Source organism: Ottowia sp., assembly GCF_016703145.1.
GTDB lineage: Bacteria > Pseudomonadota > Gammaproteobacteria > Burkholderiales > Burkholderiaceae_C > Ottowia.
Genome location: NZ_JADJCO010000005.1, coordinates 670,790 through 689,693 on the forward strand (window position 1 = coordinate 670,790; position 18,904 = coordinate 689,693).

Consider the following 18,904-nt stretch of genomic DNA (forward strand, 5'->3'; position numbering starts at 1 on the left):
GCTGTGCGCAACGCCACCCCATTCGTCCCCTGGCTGCTCGTCCTTGCTTCCTGCAGCTCGCCCCCGAAACCACCGACAGTGGACGAGTCGCAGAAGCGGCCCGTCAACTCCCAGATGGCCGTCGAACTGCAGGTCTGCAAGAACGACCTCCAGAACACGCGCATCCTGGCCACCGAGTCCAGCCGCATCGCGGAGACCACCGCGGCCACGCTGGCGAACCTGGCGGCGCGCCAGCAGCTTCTGGCCGCCATGCAGGCGCCGACCGCCCAGCAGGTCAAGGCCAACAGCGTCTTCACCGTGCGGTTCGACCTCGGCAGCACGCGCGTCGCCATCCCGCCGGACATCGCCGCTGCCCTGGTGGAAGAGGCCAAGGCGTCGCCGCTGGTGCTGCTGCGCGGGCGTACCGATGGGACCAGCGACGCGCCGGCCGAGAGCCGCATTGCGCGGGAACGGGCGGCTGCTGTGCGTGACTACCTGGTGGCGGCGGGCGTGGACCCGGCGCGCATCCGCGCCACCTACCAGCCGGCCGGCGACCACGTGGCTGACAACGCCAGCGCCGGCGGGCGCGGCCTGAACCGCCGCGTCGAGATCGAGCTGTACCGCGCGCTGCCCGTCGCACTGAGCGCCACCGCCGTCGCCCAGCCCTGAGCTTCCACCCACCCATCATCGCGAGGTCGCCATGGATGCAGACAACTCCCCCGTCCGCCAGGCAGCACCAGCCCAGGGCGGCACCGTCGAGCCCGCCAATCGCGCCCCGGTGGCCATCGAGCGATTCCAGACGCCCAGTGACAGCACCGGCGAGCGCTACGAGATGCGCGATCCTTTCGCGGAGGTCACGTACCGCGCGAACACCCTCCCGGAGATGGTGGCCAAGGCCGATCAACTCGGCAGCACGCGCTTCGTCGCGGTGGCCGAAGACGGCAAGCGCACGTCGATCCAGAAGGTCGATGGCGAATGGCAACGCGGGCAACAGCGTCCGGCTGCGCCCGAGCGGCCCCTGGACGCGGGGCCGGCGCGCGACGAGGTGCCCGAGGCCACGAATGTGGTACCGATGCCAGGGGCCGCCACGACGCCCGCGCAGCCAGAGCAAGTTGATGCCCAGGCCATCGCGAAAATCGATGCCCAGGCCGAGCGCGCCGCGCTCGTCGCACGCCTCGAAGCCGCGCTGATGGACCGCAACATCATCAAGCGGGCTCCGGTGACGATGGGTGACGTGACCATCGGCCGCACCGAGTACCGCTTCCGCGGCGACACCTCGCGGGTGGCGTTCACCGAGTCGACCTTCCGCCTGGCCACCGACACCAACAGCCCGTCGGTCGCCCGCTCGATGGTCGACGTGGCCGAAGCGCGCAACTGGAAGGCGCTGCGCGTGTCGGGCAACGAAGACTTCAAGCGCATGGTCTGGCTCGAAGCCTCGGTGCGCGGCGTGAAGACCCTGGGCTACGAGCCGAACCCCGGCGACCTGGAAGTGCTGAAGCGCGAACGCGAGGCGCGCCTGGTCAACCGCATCGAGCCGGCCCGGGACGCGAGCAACAGCGCAGTTGCAGCGCCGGCCGAGAAGGCATCGGCCCGCGGCGGCGGTGGCCGCAAGGCCGTGCTGGCCGCCATCGAGGCGGTGCTGGTCGCCAAGAAGGTGCCCGAGAAGCAGCGCGCGGCCGTGATGGCCGCCGCGACCGAGAAGCTGGCCCAGCGCATCCGCGACGGCCAGGTGCCCAAGGTGAAGGTCTACGACAAGGCGGCGCCGTCGCAGCGCCCGGTCGTCGTCCCCACGCCCGAGATGCAGCGCTCGCGCGAACGCGCCGCGCCGGCGCCCGTGCGGTGAGGCCACGCCGGTGGACACGTCGACCCATAGCATCACGGCGCCATCCGCGATCTACAAGATTGCCGGCCGGCGTTTCGAGATCGGATCGCGTGGGTATGCAGATGCCATTGCCGAAGCCCATGCCTCGCACCAGCGCCCTCGCTGCATGTGCCTGGTGGATGGCGTGGAGATGTACGTCGCCCGCCTCGCGGGTTCGGATCGGGGCTACATCGTCAAGCGCATGCCCGACACGGGCAGCCATCACGCGCCCGACTGCCCGTCCTACGAACCGCCAGCCGAGTTCTCCGGCCTGGGGCAGGTGCTGGGCAGCGCGATCACCGAAGACCCGGCCACCGGCGAGACGACGCTGAAGCTGGACTTCCCGCTGGCCAAGATGCCGGGACGATCGACGATGCCACCGGCCGGCGGCGAGAGTGACAGCGTCTCCTCCTCGGGCACGAAGCTCTCGTTGCGCGGCCTGCTGCACTACCTGTGGGACCAGGCCGAGCTGACACGCTGGCATCCGGGATTCGCGGGCAAGCGGACCTGGGCTACGGTGCGAAGGCATCTACTCCAAGCCGCGGAGCACAAGCTCGCGCGCGGCGACTCGCTGCGCGCCCGGCTCTACGTGCCGGAGCCCTTCTCCATCGACGAGCGCGACGCGATCAACGTCCGGCGGCTTGCTCAGTGGCAGCACGCAGTGGCCGCTCCTGGGAAGGCGCAGCACCTGATGCTGCTGATTGGCGAGGTCAAGGAGATCGTGCCGGCACGCTACGGCTTCAAGGCAATCGTGAAGCACATGCCCGACCAGGCCTTCGCGATCGACGAGCAGCTCTACCGGCGGCTCGGCCGTCGCTTCGAACCCGAACTGGCGCTGTGGGGTGCCAGCGACGACATCCACATGGTGATGATCGCCACCTTCGGCGTGAGCAGTGCCGGCGTTCCGGCGATCCACGAGCTGAGCCTGATGCCGGTGACGCGGCAATGGCTGCCGGTCGAGGACGGGTTCGAAAAGCAGCTCCTGGACCGGCTCGTCGGCGAGAACCGCGCGTTCGTGAAAGGCCTGCACTACAACCTCGGGCGGGATAACGGGATCGCCAGCGCCGTGCTCACCGACTGCGAAGGGTTGGCGCCGATGCTGTTCATCGTTCCCGCAGGCCTCGACGAAGCGACTCCGGGTCGCACGACTGGCGACCCAGGCCCGGCGGTGTGGATGTGGCGTCGAACCGGTGAGCCGATACCTCCCTTCCCGCAGAGGTGCACCCAATCGCCCAGGCCGACGGGGCCCGCGCATGCACAGCGCCCGCCCCAGCCGGCCCATGCTGAACGTCCATAGAATGCATTACTTGCAAATAAGTAGTGCACTTTGCTACCATGCTGGCATGCCTGCCCAAAGCCATGCCGACAAGCTGCTGCGCCTTGCCGCGAAGCAGCCCGCCGTGTCCGCGCGCGAGCTGTCCGCGCACGGTATTCCTGCGCGCACGGTCTCGCGCATGGCTGCGCGTGGCCAAGTCCACCGCGTCGGCCGCGGGCTGTACACCGGCGCCGAGGGATCACCGAGCGCGCACCAGTCGGCGATCGAGGTGACACGGCAGGCTCCCAAGGCCGTGGTGTGCCTTCTCTCTGCCCTGGAGATCCACGGCATCGGTGTGCAGGCTCCATTCGAGGTCTGGATCGCGCTGCCGGCTGGTACGCACGCACCGAAAGGCGCCCAAGTTGCCCTGCGCGTCACCCGCCTGTCTGGCGAGGCTTTCACCGAGGGCATCGAAACCGTCGTGCTCGACGGCGCACCGGTCCGCGTCTACAGCCTGGCCAAGACCATCACCGACTGCTTCAAGCTGCGCAGCAAGGTGGGCCTCGACGTGGCGCTCGAAGCCCTTCGCGAGGCGTGGCGACAGCGCAAGGTGACGATAGACGACCTGTGGCGCTACGCCAAGGTCAACCGGATGACCAACGTGATGCGCCCGTACCTCGAGGCAATGACCGGATGAGCGCAGACCGGTCGGCTTCGGTGCTCGCACGCCTTCTGAATCGATCGCGCAGCACCGGCGAGAACTACAACCTCCTGCTCTCGCGCTTCGCGATCGAGCGGCTGCTGTACCGGCTCTCAGTGTCCCCACATGCCGGCACCTTCGTGCTGAAGGGCGCGCTGCTGTTTGCACTGTGGTTCGACTCGCCGCACCGTCCAACGAAAGACGCCGACCTGCTGGGCTTCGGCGCGGATGACGCGGACACACTGCGCAGCACATTCACCGCGATCTGCGCGATCGACGCCGACGACGGCGTCCGATACGAAACTGCGGGCATGCGGATCGCGCCGATCCGCGAAGACAACGTCTACGGCGGACTGCGCCTGACGATTCCGGCGTTCATCGGCAGCGCGCGCCTGCCGGTGCAGGTGGACATCGGATTTGGCGACGCGATCACGCCCGCGCCAGAGACGGTCACCTACCCCACGTTGCTCGACGACCTGGCAGCGCCTTCGCTGAGGGCGTATCCCGTCTACACGGTCATCGCGGAGAAGCTGCACGCGATGGTCGTGCTGGGGATGAACAATAGTCGCATGAAGGACTTCTTCGACCTCGCGGTGATCGCCAGGACAACGGAACTCGAAGGTCGCACGCTGGTGGACGCCATCCGCGCGACGTTTGCGAGGCGGAACACATCGCTGCCGACGTCAACTCCCACTGCGCTGACCACCGAGTTCTCGTCGAACCCGCTCAAAGCCCAGCAGTGGCGGGCATTCGTGACGAAGGCGGGTCTGCAGCGGACCAGCCTGGAGGAGTTGGTTGACGCGCTCGCCGCGTTCCTCAATCCGGCGATCGCCGCGTGCACCCTCAACAGTGGCTTCCAGTCGAAGTGGAACCCTGCGGCGAGCGAGTGGGAGTAGGTGACTAGCCACGCAATAGATTGCGGGAACGACTAGCTTTCTAGGAGTAGCCGACTCCGGCGTCCTTGGGTGTCGTTGCGGGTTTGGTGCAGCCGGTACCTGCAGCCCTACATTGAACCTCCCGCAGCATGTAGCGGTCAGCAGCGGCAGAGCGGTTTCCTACCTGCGCGCGCCCCTCGCCATCAGGCCACCTAGAGTTCCTAAATCCGCCCAATGGCGTAGACTGCACAGGATTCTGTCATCTACCCCCTTTAGGAGCCGGCCATGGGCTTTTCAGCCAGTGATGTGGTGCCCTTCACCCAGGCACGCGCGAACCTGTCCGAGCTGGCCGATCAAGCAAAGGCCGGCGCCGAAAAGATCATCACCAAGAACGGTGAGAGCTACGTCGCACTGATTGACGCAGAACGGCTGGACTACTACCACCGGCTGGAGCGGGAACGCATCCACCTGCTGCTTATCGACGATGCCAAGCGCGGCCTCGCCGACATCGCAGCCGGCCGCACATTTGAGGCGGACGAAGCCATCGGCCAGCTACAGCAGCGCCGCAAGGCTGCCGCCAAGGCGGCCAGCACGGCGGGCCAGGGCAAGCCTGCGAGCAAGAAGCGTGGCTGACACGTCATACCGGGTCGAGCTGACCGCAAGTTTCCTGGAGCGCCTGGACGCCGTCGAGGCGTTCTTGGTAGAGGCGGACGCCGGTCTTGCATTTGATGACCTGCTGGCAGAGCTGCGCGCCGCTGTCATCCCTAACCTGCGGCGCTTCCCGCGCATCGGTCGGCGCTACCTCGCCAATCCGCCTCAGTCGGCCGAGGCACTGGCGCAACTAGCTGTGCTGCCGGCCGGCGCACCGGATGCGCTTCGTGAATACCTGCATGGCGACTACTTGATGCTTTACACGGTGGTGGATGCTTCCACAGAGGCCAAGTCCTCCATGTACTTGCTGTCCATTCGGCATCACCGCCAACTCTCGTTCGACTTCGCTCGCCTTTGGCCAGCAACGAAACAATGAACCTCGTCAAGTCAAAACAACGTGTCGCCGACCATGGCGAGGTCTTCACTCCCGCATGGATGGTTGAAGCCATGCTGGACCTTGTGAAGGACGAAACTGAGCGCATTGATGCGCGGTTTCTTGAGCCCGCCTGCGGCAGTGGCAATTTCATCAGCCGCATCCTGCAGCGCAAGCTTGCAGCCGTAGAACTCAAATACGGTCGATCTGAATTCGAGCGACAGCACTACGCACTACTCGGTCTGATGTGCATTTATGGCATCGAACTGTTGGCTGACAACGTCGCGGAGTGTCGGGCAAATGCCTTGGACATCTTTGTCGAGTACACGAGTGTTGGAGAGGGCGACGATCTGTACCGGGCGGCCTCGAATGTTCTGATCAGCAACATTCTCCACGGCGATGCGCTGACCATGCGCTCGCGCGCTGGCGAGCCCATCGCCTTCGCCGAATGGGGCTATTTGGGAAAGGGCAAGTACCAGCGTCGCGACTTCCGCCTCGATGTACTCACTGGGTCCTCCAACTTCAGCGCAGAGGGCTCACTGTTTGGCAAGCATGAGATCTTCACACCCATCAGGACCTACCCGCCCATGACGGTGCGCGAACTCGCGGCCAACGGAAACGGCAAGACCCCTATGGAGGTTTCGTGAGCGAGCAAGTTAGTTTCACCCTCCGCGGGCGCAATCCCGATGTTCTGACCTGCATTGCGAACCTGTCGAACGATGAGGTATTCACCCCGCCCGAACTTGCCAACCGCATGCTTGACATGCTGGCGAAGGCATGGGCGGACGACCACGGTGGGGCCAATCTCTGGTCAGACCGATCCGTGAAGTTTCTCGACCCGTTCACCAAGTCGGGCGTCTTTCTTCGCGAAATCACCAGTCGCCTCGTCCAAGGATTGGCTGGGCAAATTCCGGATCTGCAAGAGCGAGTGGATCACGTCTTGATGGAACAAGTCTTCGGTATCGGGATTACCCGTCTAACGAGCCTCCTGGCCCGGCGAAGCTTGTACTGCTCCAAGCGAGCCAACGGACCGCACTCGGTAGCGAAGCGATTCACCAATGAAACTGGAAACGTCTGGTTTGAGCGCACTGAGCACTCCTGGGTCCAAGACAAGTGCTCGTTTTGCGGTGCCAGTCGGGCAACGCTGGACCGCGGCGCCGGCATGGAAACTCATGCCTACGCCTTCATTCACACGGACAACATCAAAACTCGCATCGCCGAGTTGTTTGGAGACGATATGCAGTTCGACGTGATCATCGGCAACCCGCCGTACCAGCTGAGCGATGGTGGCCATGGTGCGAGTGCAGCGCCAATCTATCAGCTGTTCGTAGAAAACGCACTCAACCTGGAGCCGCGCTACGCCGTCTTCGTCACGCCTTCGCGCTGGATGGCTGGGGGCAAAGGTCTTGATGCCTATAGGGCGCGCATGCTAGCGGACAAGCGAATGCGAAACATCGTTGACTACCCGAAGCTATACGAGGGCTTCCCTGGCGTGAAGATTCGGGGCGGCATTTCGTACTTCATGTGGGACCGAGAGCACAACGGACCTTGCTCGGTCCAGACGATCTGGGACGGCCAGCCCACAGGGCCTGCGGTGGCGCGACATCTTGACAGCTACGACGTTCTGATCCGCCGCAATGAAGCGGTCCCGATTCTGGAAAAGGTACGCGCAAAGAGCGAGCCGACGCTGAGCGGCCGGGTATCCAGCCAAAAACCCTTCGGCCTGCGAACGTTCTTCCACGGTAGGCCAAGCCCTAAAGGCCTGAAGGACCCGATCAAACTGTTCGGATCGCAGAAGGTTACTTGGATTGAGCGATCAGATGTTCCAACGAACGCCCCATGGATTGACAAATGGAAAGTCTTGATGACACGAGTTCAGGGAACGAGCGCAGCAGTCGAAACGAAATTTCTCAGCAAACCGATCATTGCTGAACCAGGAACTGCCTGCACTGAAAGCTATATCGTCGCGGGCGGCTTCGATTCAGAAGCTGAGGCGCAGAGCTTGGCCAGTTGCCTGCGCACCCGCTTCGCCCGGTTTCTAGTGTCGCTCCGCAAGCCAACCCAGGATGCTGCGCGAGGGGTCTACGGTTTCATCCCGGAACTGCCACTCGATCGGGAATGGACCGATGCGAAGCTGTACCGGCGCTATGGCCTAACCAAGGACGAAATCGCGTTCATCGAGTCGCAAGTCGCTGACCATGAGGCCACGCTCTTCGACGACGGCGTGCTGGACGAAGCTGAAGATGACTAAGCCAAGTGTCGAGGACATCCTCGCTCCCAAACCCGTCGCCCGCCCCCGCATCTACGCCTATGCCATTTCAGACGCCGCGCACCAAGGCTTGCTGAAGATTGGTCAGTCCACGCGCGTTGTCGCTCAGCGGGTCGCGGAGCAGTTAAGGACCGCGGCCATTAAGAACTACACCATCGTGCTCGACGAGTTGGCCGAGCGCGAAGATGGCTCGATCTTCTCCGACCACGAGGTCCGTGCGGCGTTGATCAGGAAGGGGCTGGAAAAGCATGAACTGGAGTGGGTGCGGTGTACGACCGAGGACGTCAGAACCGTGCTTGCCGAGCTTCGCACGGGTCAGCGTTTCAGCGGTACGCACAACGAAACCTTTGGCATGCGAGCAGAGCAGGCCGATGCGGTGAGCAAGACGTTTGACTATTACCAGTCAATTTGGGCCGAAGATGCCAATGCCGCACCGCGATTCTTGTGGAACGCCAAGATGCGGTTCGGAAAGACCTTCACCGCCTACCAATTGGCCAAGAAGCTGCAGGCCAAGCGGGTGCTGGTGTTGACGTTCAAGCCAGCTGTTGAAGACGCCTGGCAGACCGATCTAGAGAGCCATGTTGACTTTGATGGCTGGCAGTACCTGTCGAGATCCTCGGGCAGCGACCCCACGCAGATCGACAAGGACAAGCCCGTCGTCTACTTCGGGTCATTTCAAGACTTGCTGGGCCGCGACGCCATGGGCAATATCAAGCCCCGCAATACTTGGCTGCACACGGTGAACTGGGACTTGGTAGTGTTCGACGAATACCACTTCGGCGCCTGGCGCGACACCGCCAAAGAGCTGTTCGAGGGTGAAGACGACGCGGTAGCCAAGAAGGAGACCAAGCTCGAATACGCCGGCGATTTGGACGGAATCAACGAAGACCTGACGATGCTGGCCGTCAAGGAAACAGAGTTCTTGCCCATCACGACGCGGGCATACTTGTACCTCTCTGGTACGCCATTCAAAGCTCTCGCGACAGGTGAGTTCATTGAAGAGCAGATCTTCAACTGGACCTACACGGATGAGCAGCGGGCCAAGGCTGCGTACCCCGCTGATCACCCGGGTGAGCGCAACCCCTACGGCGCATTGCCACAGATGCGGCTGTTGACCTACCAGATGCCTGATGAACTTCTGGCAGTGGCCAGCGGCGGCGAGTTCGATGAGTTCGATCTCAATGCATTCTTCGAAGCCGCAGGGTCTGGTGCCGGCGCAACTTTCAAGCACAAGAATGACGTGCAGAAATGGTTGGACATCATCCGCGGCGGGCACACAGCGCAGTCCGCTGAGTTGCTGAAGGCTGGCACACGGCCGCCCTTCCCGTATTCGGATGTACGCCTGTTGCCGTACCTGCAACATTCGTTCTGGTTCTTGCCCAGCGTGGCTGCGTGTTACGCGATGGCCAATCTGCTGTCCGAGAAGCAAAACACGTTCTGGCACGGCTACAAGGTCCTCGTGGCTGCCGGCACCGCTGCAGGCCTTGGGCTGGCAGCGCTGCCGCCTGTGCGCAAGGCCATTGGCAGTGGGTTTGATAGCCAGACCATCACACTGTCGTGCGGCAAGCTGACGACAGGTATCACTGTCGCGCAATGGTCGTCGATCCTGATGCTGCGCAACTTGAAATCGCCAGAGACCTACTTCCAGGCGGCGTTCCGAGTGCAATCACCTTGGTCTATCAAGAACCCCAACGGCGACAACCCGAACGAGGAGGAGATCCTCAAGCCTGTGTGCTTTGTGTTTGACTTCGCACCCACACGGGCACTACGCCAGCTTTGCGAATACGGCATTGGGTTGTCCCCGAACGAAGCTAATCCGGAAGCCGCAGTCAAGGATCTGGTCGCATTCTTGCCAGTCCTCGCTTACGACGGCGCGAACATGACGCAGGTGGACGCGGGCGGCATTCTGGACATCGCCATGGCGGGCACTTCGGCGACGCTCTTAGCACGCAAGTGGGAGAGCGCCCTCTTGGTGAACGTGGACAACGGAACCCTCCAACGCATTCTCAACAACCCCGAGGCCATGGCCGCCATAGAGCAGATCGAAGGCTGGCGCACCTTGGGGGACAACGTCATCGAAACCGTCATCAACAAGAGCGAAAAGGTCAAGGAACTCAAGAACAAGGCCAAGGAGAAGAACCTGACGGCCAAGGAGAAGAAGCAGCTTTCAGACGCGGAGAAGGAATACAAGTCAAAGCGCAAGCTGATACAAGAGAAGCTGATCAAGTTTGCGACACGAATCCCTGCCTTTATGTACCTCACGGACTTCCGCGAGAACACACTGCAGGACGTCATCACGAAGCTGGAATCGGATCTGTTCCTGACGGTGACCGGCCTGACAGTGCAGGACTTTCATCTGCTGGTTCGACTTAAGGTGTTCAACACCGAGCAAATGAACCAGGCTGTATTCGCCTTCAGGCGCTATGAGGATGCATCGCTGCGGTACACGGGGATTGAGAGTCATGTTGGTCTGACGCACTACGGGCTCTACGACACGGTCGTGGCGAAGGAAGCAGACCCCGCGCCATACGTCTGAACTACGGCCAAGCCTCGGGGGGATAGATCGCCGAAATCGCCCGCCGCAGCATCAGCGACGCTATGCACCCGCTGACCAGCCGCTTCGTTCACTTGATTTGTCACGATGGTCAGCCTGGCTCGTTCCGTCTGCCGCCTTCCCATCAGCAAGGAAATGATCGTCCCCTTGGCCACCTAGGCCCCAACGCGCCAGCAGCGGTAGGTCAAGGACACCTGAACTTTCTCCACGGAAGCCGACATGAGCCGATTCAACCCGCACTTCCCTAACTCCGCTCAGGTCTTCGACGCGGCCGACAAGTTCAAGCAACGCTGCCTGCTGAGCCAAGAGTCGCTATTCCTGGACGGCCAGACCCTGTGGACGGCCGAGCACTTTCAGGCCCTGATCGACAACTACGTCAAGCAGCCTGACGTTGGCGACGGTGGTTTCTACGACAAGCTGGCCAGCCAGTTGGCCACCTGCCAGGCGCTGGACGTGGCGCTGATGGCAGAGGTGTTCTGGATCGTGCAGCTTGGCCCCACCAACCTGCGTGCGCCGACGAAGGCGAAGACCCTGGAACGGATCTGGAACATGAAGCCGGCAGCGCCGTTTCCTTCAACCTCGCCGTTCTTGGCAACGCCGGTGTTGTCGGGCTTGGGCAGTGCTGGCCCCGGCTACAACCAGTACTTGTGGATGGAAATCGTCTTCGCCGTGGAGGCGTTCGCCGCCTTCGTTGCCAAGCCACGCAGCGAGCGCGAGGCATTGTTGAACGACGCTCAGGGCTTCGCCTTGTGGCTGGACAGCGTCCCCGCGGGCAAGGGGCGGCAGCTTTACCACACGCTTTGCCATGTGCTGTTCCCCGATGCTTTTGAACGCATCTTCAGCCAGGGCAACAAGTACCAGGTGGCGCGGGCGCACAAGATTTGGACTCCAGCGCTGGGCGAAAGTCGCCCGGCCATGGACACCGTCCTGCTAGACCTGCGCAGGCGCCTGGAGGTACAGCACCCCGGTTCGGTGGACTACTACGAGTTGCCAGTCGGCACGCTCATCAAGCAACAGGGCATCCACCCGGGCAAAGTCTGGGACAAAGCTGCCGGTGGCGATGGCGAGTCGACCAGTGCTGCCCCGCTGTCCGCGCACGAGCCAGACCCGGAGTACGACGTTGAAGCCGCAACCAACGCCAAGCCGACGCTGCGCCTGGCCGACAACCTGATCCTGTACGGTCCGCCCGGCACCGGCAAGACCTATGAGATGCAGGCCCGCATGAAGGCGGCCTTCGACAGGGGCGAGGATTTCGAGTTCGTGGCGTTCCATCCCAGCTACGCCTACGAGGACTTTATCGGCGGCCTGCGGCCGGTGGCCGGCAAGGATGGCTCGGGCGTGGCGGTTGTCTTTCAGAAGGGTCCGTTCCTCACACTCTGTGAAAGGGCCCATGCCAACCCGACACAGCAGTTCACCCTGTTCATAGACGAGATCAACCGCGCCAACGTGGCCAAGGTCTTTGGCGAGCTGATCACGCTGATCGAGCCCACCAAGCGTGTGATTGCCGGAAGCAAGGCCAACGACGCAGGTGCCTGGGTCACGCTGCCAGGCCTGTCGGCACGCTTTGGCGTGCCCGACAATCTGAACCTGGTGGCCACGATGAATACGGCCGACCGATCCATTGCGATGATGGACATCGCTCTTCGGCGGCGCTTCCGCTTCCAGGAATGCCCACCCGAGCCGAAGCACATCGAGCCAGCGATGGTGGGGACCATCGACCTACCTGCGTTGCTCCAGCGTATGAACGACCGGCTTGAGTACCTGCTGGATCGCGACCACGCCATCGGCCATGCCGTTTTCATGGGCATCACGTCGCTGGCCGAGTTGCAACAGGTGCTTGCGCAGCGCGTGATCCCTTTGCTCCAGGAATACTTCTTCGAGGACATGGAAAGGGTGCGCCTCGTCTTGACTGGCAACGGCAAGGAAAGCGTGTTCTTCAAATCCCGGTCGCTCTCGCCATCAGAGCTGTTTCCTGGTGCAAAACAGGCGGTAGGGACCGAGGCGCGGCCGACCTTCTCGGTAGGAGAGCCCAGCACCTGGAGCGAGGCCGACATCATGGGCCTGTACGGCGCGGTGCCGATCGTTGCGCCGCCGCCAGATTCCGCCGGCGATACCCCAGCAGAAGGTGCCGGCACCATGCAGAACGCCGGGTGATTTGATGGGCGGCCTGCGCACCGTCACCGTCCTTGAGCATGAAGTCATCCCCATCATCGATGGTGACCAGGCGCCGGGCATGGTGGCGGACGCCGACCCGTGGCTTTCGGAATCCGAAGCGCAGGCGCTTCTCCGACTGAACGACCTACGCAGGGGTTTTTGCCAACGGCTGTCGGGCGGCATCAAGCTCGCGCAACACTGCGGCATTGTTCGCTTGCCGACCTGCGTGGTTGAGGTGCTGCCCAAAGTCGGCATGGCGGACGCTCGAACGCCCGATGAACTGGAACGCTCGCGCGGTGCCCTACTGGCCATGCTGCACAGTGCCCGGCAGGTCGCCATCACCAAGATCGGCTCGGTACCGCAGCAGGCCGTGCACGCGCCTCTGCTGGACATCTTCATCGAGGCCTTCCTGCATTGCGCGCGCGACCAAGCCAGGCACGGGCTGCTGAGCCGCTATGTGACCCATGCGGACGACCTTCCCGTCATCAAGGGGCGCTTCCAGGCCCACGGACACGTCCGGTGCAACCTCGCTCGACCGCACCTTCTGCACTGCGAATACGACGAGTTCACTGCCGACAACGCCTACAACCGCGCCGTCCGTGCCACGCTGGAAGCGTGCCGCACGTGGGTCAGCAGAGCCAGCACCCAGCGCATGTGGTTCGAGACCCATGCCCGGTACGCCAGCATTTCGGCCTTGAGAATGTCGGCGGCCGATGTGGCACGCTTACCGCGCGACCGCACGACACACCGCTACGGCCCCTTGCTGACTTGGTGCGAGTGGCTGCTGGCCATGGCCAGCCCGGCATTGAGCGCCGGGGCATCGCAGGCGCCAGGGTTGCTGTTCGACATGAACAAGCTCTTCGAGGCCCACGCTGCCAGGCTGGAGGAAGCCAGTGCGGGGATCGACCGCATCGTGCATACCCAGGGGCCGCCCCTGCACCTGGCAACTCACGACCAGGCCGATGCGTTCCTGTTGAAGCCAGACATCACGGTCTGGCACGTCGGCCTCGACGGCGCTGCCGCCGACATAGACCGTGTAGTCGATGCGAAGTGGAAACGGTTGGACCCTCACGCTTCGGATTTCGGCGTGGATGAAGCTGATGTTTACCAACTGCTGGCCTACGCGGCGCGCTACGGGTGCACTTCGCTTGAGCTGGCTTACCCGCAGCCGGTCGGCACCGACGACTTCACGCAACCTCCCGTGTTCAAGCTCCAGGCTGCAGGTCCGCTGGGAACCGTCGCGATCACCATAAAGCTCGTTCCCCTGTGGTCGGCAGCAGCATCGGGCTCCGCCCGTGAAGCCGCCCACTTCACTGACGCGAAGGCCGCGTGACCGGACATCCTTAGCCCAGCTGAGGCCCTGCGTGATGCTGAGTCTGCGGTGGCATCCGATCGCCACTGTGGCATGTTCGCAGGAAGGGTGCGTGAGTTTGTGCTGTCGGTATCTCACCGTTGGGGGCCGATGTCGATCGGCTTGGGTGTTGACGCCCGTTCAGGCGCAACCCGTTGCGGAGCAGCTGCCTGACTGATCGGCATCTCCTTGATGAACGCCGCGATGGCGCCAGCCAATATTCGGTCCGCCGGATCCCCGGACGTAGCCAGCGCCCTGCCCACATGCATCCAGGCTTCGACGGCCTGGGCTCGCGTCGCCTGCGCCGCCGCACTTGCCTTGGACCCCGGGCGCGTGGCTCTCAGGCGGCCATCCTGCCGAGCCTTCAGCCGCCACAGGGTGTCGTAGTTCCTATCGCGCCCGCGCGTCGCCTGACGAGTCGCTTCGGCTTCGATGCCCTGATCGCGCAGCTTCTCGGCGAAGGTCTCGCGCCACCGGTGCAGGTCCGCCTTGCGCGGATTGAGGCGCTTGCCGTGCCGTGATTCGGCCCGCACGCTGATGTGCACGTGCGGGTTGGCCTGGTGGTCGTGCAGCACCATCACGTACTTGTGATCCGCCAGCTCGACCATGGCGAACTCGCGCGCCGCACGCTGTACCGCCAGGGGATCGGTACCCCTCGGCATGGACAGCATGATGTTGTAGGCCTCGCGCCGGTCGCCAATGTCGTTGATGAAGGTGCCTCCATAGCGCCAGTCGTCAGCCAGTCCCTGAAGTACTGCCTTGCCGCGCGAGGTATCGCCGCGGTCGTCTTCGATGTCCAGGCGGCCGTTCTTGCTGATGTAGCGGAAGTGCGCGGCGATGGCCTTCATGCCGCGCCCACCGCCCGTGACCTTCACCATCACCTGGGGCGCCCGGCGCACCACGGTCGCCTCGATGCGCTCGCGCAAAGCGGCGGCCCGCTGCCTCGCGGCGAGCGCGCTGAGCTTGGGTTGCGGGCGGGTGTGCACGATCCGGTTGCCCGGATAGAAGAGCCTGTCTCCCCACTGCAGCAGGACACCGTCGATGTTCTGACCCTGCGTCATGGCAGTGCTCCCGTGCGCGTGGTGCCGGTGCGGTGCTGATGCATGCCACTTCCCCGACGTGGCTGCAGTTCCGCCATCGCCCGAGTGAAGTAGTCCAGGTGCTCGCGCACGTCCGTGCCCAGCGTGGCCAGCATCGGCCTGTACTCCTCGGCCGGCCTGAAGGCACCTTGCCGAAGCAGCAAGACCAGGTGGCTCAGGTTGCGGCTGAAGGTGGCCAGCTCGGCACAGGACGCGATCAGCGCTCTGACAGCTTCGGCGCGGTCGCTGGCCGGCATGGGAGCGGGCTGCCCGGTCAACAGGTCGGCGACGAAGTCGCCCGGAGCTTGGCCTGCCAAACGAGCTGCAGCCAACACCGCTGAAGCATCGTCGCGGGCCATCCGCAGCGTGAGCCGCACGCGGCCCGCAGCGCGGGCTTCGAGCTGCGGAGGAGGTGCGCCGTCGATCGGCCCAGCAGGGCCCCCCAGAGCCACTGCAAGCGTCGCCCGGACCCAACCCGAGGGCGACGTACCAGCCAGCCGGGCGCGCTCGAACAGCGCGGCTTTCAGACCATGCAGATCGACGCTGAGTCGATCACGTGACGAGGGTGCCATACCCGAGCCTCCTGACATGCCGTGCGTGTCAGACAACGGCGCCACCGCGCCTATCTCTGCACTCACCTACGCATTCAGTATTGGCTCGGATAGAGGCTTCAGTGCCGATGATTCCGAAGCCAGAATCATCGCGGGCCGGGCGAAGCGAGGGCCCCGTGTCAATCGGATTGACAAGTCGAAAGGCGAAGCGAGACCAGGCATTCGAGCCGGCCGCGAGACCCGGGGATGAAGACAGGCGGCGGGCGCCCGGTCGACGTTGTCAATCGGATTGACAACTCGGCGCGGGCCAGGCTGCCGCATCAATGCCGGCCGAGGGTCACTCGCGCGTTTTGAGCGGCTTCGACAGGCGGGATCGCGCGTCGTCCAGCTTGCTCTGCAGACCGGCGACGACCACATCGGCATCGACGTAGTCACCCCTGCGCTTGGCCTCGTCTCGCGAGCGCAGGCCACGGGCAATGAAGTCGGCCTGCACTCGCCGACGCTCGACGGCGGCGCGCACCGCAGCCTCGACGAACTCCGACAGGCTCTCGCCGTCGCCGAGCACCGATTCGACCTCGGCCAAGAACTCGGTTCGACAGGAAAGGATGGGATGCTGGCGCTCTTCATGGCTACAAGGTATCGCAGCTACGCCACACGGTCTAGCCAGGAAACGACACGGCGGACCATGCCGATCTTGTCAATCCGATTGACAAGATCGGCGCCCACGCGTCACCCACCGACGAACCCCAGCAGCTTCAGCGAGGCCACGGGAGCTAGCCGTCGGGGGCCGCCCGTCAACGGGCGCACGTACATGCAGCCTGCGTGGTCGGGGACCACCGACACCACCAGCTGGTAGTCATGACCCTCGAACTCCACGTGGACGCGTTGATCGGACCTGATGGGAGCATCGGGGGATACCGGGCGGGTAGAGACGCCGCGAGGGTCAGCCGGTGATGCATGGCCCCTCGGCGGCGCCTGCGTGGCTGCATCTGCCCCTGGAGCGTCGTCGGCCGCGCCGGTCGGCTGCGCGGCGGTGCCCGCAGGCGCAGGCACGAGTGCCGTGCGGCGTTCCAGCGTTGTACGAAACTCTGCCAGCCGGTCTCGGGTGATCGTGGGTTGCTGAGCTGCCCAGGCCTCCACCGCATCGCCATGCTCGCCATGCAGGCGCCGAAGGTCGTAGAGCTCGTTGGTTCCTCGGCACCGGCCCTCTCGGTAGGCCTGGAGCAGCCAGTCCGGCGGCTCGATCAGTGCCGTGGCAAGGGTTACCCACTGCCGGCTCTTGCCGAGCCGCTTGGCGATCTCGGCCTGGTTGTCGCCCAGCGCGATCCGCTTCTGGACGAAGAGCGCCAGCTCGAGCGGCCTTAGGCCTTCGCGCTGCTCGTTCTCGATCACCTGGTCGTAGCTGTCGGCCGTGGTGTCGATGAAGGCCGGGATCTCTGCCATGCCAGCCATCTTCGACGCGCGCAGTCGGCGGGCGCCGAAGTTGAGCATCCAGCGCCCCGGCGCCTGCAGGCTCGGCCGCACTGAGATCGGCTGACGCACACCTCGGGCTCGGATGGTCTCGGCCAGGTCTTCGAGACGGTTGTCCTCGAACTCACGGCGCGGTTGCTCCGGGTCCTCGTCGATCGATGCCACGGGCAACATCAGCGGCTGGCCTGTGTTCTCCAGGGTCGGCGCGTCGAGCGCCGCCAGGTCGTCAAGCTGCAGCGGCATGGTTCGCCTCCGCGGTCTTTGCGGGCGCCATCACGATGTCGCCAATACGCTGCAGGCTCGGCTCGATCTCACGCCAGGCATCACGTGCCGCCGTCTTCTTCATCTCCCACAGCACGGCACCCTCGGCCTGAGCCTCGGCGATGCACGAACGGCGCGGCATCGAGGCGAAGTCGCCCGGCCCGTCGCCAATGCGGATCATCAGCGGGTGGTACTGCTGGACGACCTGCAGGAAGTTCGCCTTCTGGAACGGTGTCGGCTCGACCAGCGTCGGCAACAAGCCGATCAGCACGAGCTTCGAGTTCAGAACCGCCTTGATCTTGCGAAGGCCGACCCGCTCGTGGTTGAGCAGTCCGCTGACGCCGTCCATCGCCTCCTGGTTCAGCTGGATCGGCGAGAGTACGAAGTCAGCCGAGGCCAGCGCCGCGATCACGCGGATGTCGGGGTTTGGGTTGGTGTCGACCACGCACACGTCGAACGCGCCGTCCACAGCCGCGAGAAAACTGCGGAAGTTTCGAGCGAACGGCGTGTGCTGGGCGGGCTGCCGCTCCAGCCCGAGCAGCGCCCGGTCGCCTGGCACCAGCACGAAGGGCTGGGCCGGCACTGCCGGCGCGGTTCCGGTCATCAGCGCATCGGCGCCGAAGGCCGCAGGCGCAGCGCGGCCGGACAGGCGCAGCGGCTTGGTGAAGTTGCCCTGGTGGTCCAGGTCGATGGCCAACACCCGCTGACCACGGTGTGCCAGGTGGTGGGCGAGCAGCGTGGCGACGGCGCTCTTGCCGACACCGCCCTTCTGATTGCACAGCACCAGTGTCTTCATCGGGATACCTCCTGCCCATGCGTTTGGGAATGCGGGCACAGGGCACCGGCCCGCCAGGTGGGCGCGCCTTGGCAGTAGGTGGTGCCAGGTCAGCCCGGCTGCCGGCCCTCGATGGGCCGCCGCCGGGCCGCGCGAGCCGGCCGAAACGAAGTGGAGGCCGGCGAGCGCGCGGCTTGTTGCAGACACGCACCGACGCGAACGCGCCAGGCCCATGGTCGGGCCACTGCAGGGCTGCAGCAGCGATGAATCTCAGCGAAGAATCATCGATCTCGAGCGGCGCTGGATCATTCGCCTTCAGGCCAGTGCAGGCCCCAGCGGTCGATGACGGCGCGCACGCGGGAGTCACCGTCCTGGATCAGCGTGTGCAGGTCGGCACGGCCCCAGCGCAGCGCGTCGAGGCAGCACAGCATGTCGTTGCTGATGGAGATGTCGACGGCGCGCAGTTCGAAGAGGTCGAATTGGAAGGCCTGGCCGTTGTACGTCGCGGCCAGGAAGCGCGCGATGCGCGGGATCTGGCCGGAGTCACGCTCCTCGGCCAGCATCAGCAGGCGCGCGAATGCCTGGGCACCTGCCTGCGTCGCTTGACGCGACAGCGCATCGCACGCGGCAATCTCGGCATCGATGGTGTCGTGGCCCATGTGAGGCTCCTCGGGTGCGTGTGGGACAGCCGGCCCGATCGTCGGGCCGGCCGACGGCGCCGGAGGCGATGACTTTCAAGCAAAAGT

At 64.4% G+C, this 18,904-nt stretch carries 18 protein-coding genes; 12 read left to right on the top strand and 6 right to left on the bottom strand.

Features of this window, described 5'->3' with window-relative positions:
• Positions 1 to 3 precede the first annotated feature (3 nt).
• From IPG65_RS16280 to IPG65_RS16335, 12 genes are all read left to right on the top strand, one after another.
• A complete protein-coding gene (locus IPG65_RS16280) occupies positions 4 to 648 on the top strand; it encodes an OmpA family protein (protein ID WP_293191810.1) in 645 nt (214 codons plus the stop codon).
• A gap of 31 nt (positions 649 to 679) precedes the next feature.
• Entirely contained in the window at positions 680 to 1,822 is a 1,143-nt protein-coding gene (locus IPG65_RS16285) for an LPD7 domain-containing protein (RefSeq protein WP_293191813.1), read from the top strand.
• Between the two features lie 10 nt (positions 1,823 to 1,832).
• Positions 1,833 to 3,137 carry a DUF1173 domain-containing protein gene (locus tag IPG65_RS16290; protein ID WP_293191816.1) on the top strand — a complete coding sequence of 435 codons (1,305 nt, stop codon included), beginning with the start codon at positions 1,833 to 1,835 and terminating at the stop codon, positions 3,135 to 3,137.
• 46 nt (positions 3,138 to 3,183) lie between these two features.
• Positions 3,184 to 3,792 carry a type IV toxin-antitoxin system AbiEi family antitoxin domain-containing protein gene (locus tag IPG65_RS16295; protein WP_293191818.1) on the top strand — a complete coding sequence of 203 codons (609 nt, stop codon included), beginning with the start codon at positions 3,184 to 3,186 and terminating at the stop codon, positions 3,790 to 3,792.
• The gene (locus IPG65_RS16300; protein WP_293191820.1) at positions 3,789 to 4,691 is read left to right on the top strand and encodes a nucleotidyl transferase AbiEii/AbiGii toxin family protein; all 903 of its coding nucleotides are present in this window, start codon (positions 3,789 to 3,791) and stop codon (positions 4,689 to 4,691) included. The genes IPG65_RS16295 and IPG65_RS16300 overlap by 4 nt, the downstream gene beginning before the upstream one ends.
• 264 nt (positions 4,692 to 4,955) lie before the next feature.
• Positions 4,956 to 5,303: a type II toxin-antitoxin system Phd/YefM family antitoxin gene (locus IPG65_RS16305; protein ID WP_293191822.1), complete on the top strand. Its 348-nt coding sequence runs from the start codon at positions 4,956 to 4,958 to the stop codon at positions 5,301 to 5,303.
• On the top strand, positions 5,296 to 5,697 hold the full coding sequence (locus tag IPG65_RS16310) for a type II toxin-antitoxin system RelE/ParE family toxin (RefSeq protein WP_293191825.1): 402 nt from the start codon (positions 5,296 to 5,298) through the stop codon (positions 5,695 to 5,697). Before IPG65_RS16305 ends, IPG65_RS16310 begins: the two co-directional genes overlap by 8 nt.
• A complete protein-coding gene (locus IPG65_RS16315) occupies positions 5,694 to 6,341 on the top strand; it encodes an SAM-dependent DNA methyltransferase (RefSeq protein ID WP_293191827.1) in 648 nt (215 codons plus the stop codon). Before IPG65_RS16310 ends, IPG65_RS16315 begins: the two co-directional genes overlap by 4 nt.
• Positions 6,338 to 7,945, top strand: a complete 1,608-nt coding sequence (locus IPG65_RS16320) for an Eco57I restriction-modification methylase domain-containing protein (protein WP_293191830.1) — start codon at positions 6,338 to 6,340, stop codon at positions 7,943 to 7,945. Before IPG65_RS16315 ends, IPG65_RS16320 begins: the two co-directional genes overlap by 4 nt.
• The gene (locus IPG65_RS16325; protein ID WP_293191832.1) at positions 7,938 to 10,499 is read left to right on the top strand and encodes a DEAD/DEAH box helicase family protein; all 2,562 of its coding nucleotides are present in this window, start codon (positions 7,938 to 7,940) and stop codon (positions 10,497 to 10,499) included. Before IPG65_RS16320 ends, IPG65_RS16325 begins: the two co-directional genes overlap by 8 nt.
• Positions 10,500 to 10,736: 237 nt before the next feature.
• Complete coding sequence (locus tag IPG65_RS16330) at positions 10,737 to 12,671, top strand: AAA family ATPase (RefSeq protein ID WP_293191835.1); 1,935 nt, start codon at positions 10,737 to 10,739, stop codon at positions 12,669 to 12,671.
• A 4-nt stretch (positions 12,672 to 12,675) separates the two neighbouring features.
• A complete protein-coding gene (locus IPG65_RS16335) occupies positions 12,676 to 14,004 on the top strand; it encodes a restriction endonuclease (protein ID WP_293191837.1) in 1,329 nt (442 codons plus the stop codon).
• Positions 14,005 to 14,117: 113 nt separating this feature from the next.
• Here IPG65_RS16335 and IPG65_RS16340 read toward each other — a convergent pair whose 3' ends face one another.
• From IPG65_RS16340 to IPG65_RS16365, 6 genes are all read right to left on the bottom strand, one after another.
• Positions 14,118 to 15,083, bottom strand: a complete 966-nt coding sequence (locus tag IPG65_RS16340; RefSeq protein WP_293191839.1) for a relaxase/mobilization nuclease domain-containing protein — start codon at positions 15,081 to 15,083, stop codon at positions 14,118 to 14,120.
• Complete coding sequence (locus IPG65_RS16345; protein ID WP_293191841.1) at positions 15,080 to 15,673, bottom strand: hypothetical protein; 594 nt, start codon at positions 15,671 to 15,673, stop codon at positions 15,080 to 15,082. Before IPG65_RS16345 ends, IPG65_RS16340 begins: the two co-directional genes overlap by 4 nt.
• 316 nt (positions 15,674 to 15,989) lie before the next feature.
• Positions 15,990 to 16,235, bottom strand: a complete 246-nt coding sequence (locus tag IPG65_RS16350) for a YlcI/YnfO family protein (protein WP_293191843.1) — start codon at positions 16,233 to 16,235, stop codon at positions 15,990 to 15,992.
• Between the two features lie 146 nt (positions 16,236 to 16,381).
• Positions 16,382 to 17,365 carry a ParB/RepB/Spo0J family partition protein gene (locus IPG65_RS16355; RefSeq protein WP_293191846.1) on the bottom strand — a complete coding sequence of 328 codons (984 nt, stop codon included), beginning with the start codon at positions 17,363 to 17,365 and terminating at the stop codon, positions 16,382 to 16,384.
• Positions 17,349 to 18,179, bottom strand: coding sequence for a ParA family protein (locus IPG65_RS16360; RefSeq protein ID WP_293191849.1), 831 nt, complete (start codon positions 18,177 to 18,179; stop codon positions 17,349 to 17,351). Before IPG65_RS16360 ends, IPG65_RS16355 begins: the two co-directional genes overlap by 17 nt.
• A 284-nt stretch (positions 18,180 to 18,463) precedes the next feature.
• Positions 18,464 to 18,817 (bottom strand): hypothetical protein, encoded by a 354-nt coding sequence (locus tag IPG65_RS16365; RefSeq protein ID WP_293191851.1) that lies wholly within the window; start codon positions 18,815 to 18,817, stop codon positions 18,464 to 18,466.
• Between the last annotated feature and the right edge of the window lie 87 nt (positions 18,818 to 18,904).

Bases quoted from the DNA above. Each gene is read 5' to 3' on its own strand.
- IPG65_RS16360 (WP_293191849.1), bottom strand. From the start codon at position 18,179: ATGAAGACACTGGTGCTGTGCAATCAGAAGGGCGGTGTCGGCAAGAGC.
- IPG65_RS16305 (WP_293191822.1), top strand. From the start codon at position 4,956: ATGGGCTTTTCAGCCAGTGATGTGGTGCCCTTCACCCAGGCACGCGCG.
- IPG65_RS16365 (WP_293191851.1), bottom strand. From the start codon at position 18,817: ATGGGCCACGACACCATCGATGCCGAGATTGCCGCGTGCGATGCGCTG.
- IPG65_RS16315 (WP_293191827.1), top strand. From the start codon at position 5,694: ATGAACCTCGTCAAGTCAAAACAACGTGTCGCCGACCATGGCGAGGTC.
- IPG65_RS16295 (WP_293191818.1), top strand. From the start codon at position 3,184: ATGCCTGCCCAAAGCCATGCCGACAAGCTGCTGCGCCTTGCCGCGAAG.
- IPG65_RS16345 (WP_293191841.1), bottom strand. From the start codon at position 15,673: ATGGCACCCTCGTCACGTGATCGACTCAGCGTCGATCTGCATGGTCTG.
- IPG65_RS16340 (WP_293191839.1), bottom strand. From the start codon at position 15,083: ATGACGCAGGGTCAGAACATCGACGGTGTCCTGCTGCAGTGGGGAGAC.
- IPG65_RS16355 (WP_293191846.1), bottom strand. From the start codon at position 17,365: ATGCCGCTGCAGCTTGACGACCTGGCGGCGCTCGACGCGCCGACCCTG.
- IPG65_RS16325 (WP_293191832.1), top strand. From the start codon at position 7,938: ATGACTAAGCCAAGTGTCGAGGACATCCTCGCTCCCAAACCCGTCGCC.
- IPG65_RS16300 (WP_293191820.1), top strand. From the start codon at position 3,789: ATGAGCGCAGACCGGTCGGCTTCGGTGCTCGCACGCCTTCTGAATCGA.
- IPG65_RS16285 (WP_293191813.1), top strand. From the start codon at position 680: ATGGATGCAGACAACTCCCCCGTCCGCCAGGCAGCACCAGCCCAGGGC.
- IPG65_RS16335 (WP_293191837.1), top strand. From the start codon at position 12,676: ATGGGCGGCCTGCGCACCGTCACCGTCCTTGAGCATGAAGTCATCCCC.
- IPG65_RS16330 (WP_293191835.1), top strand. From the start codon at position 10,737: ATGAGCCGATTCAACCCGCACTTCCCTAACTCCGCTCAGGTCTTCGAC.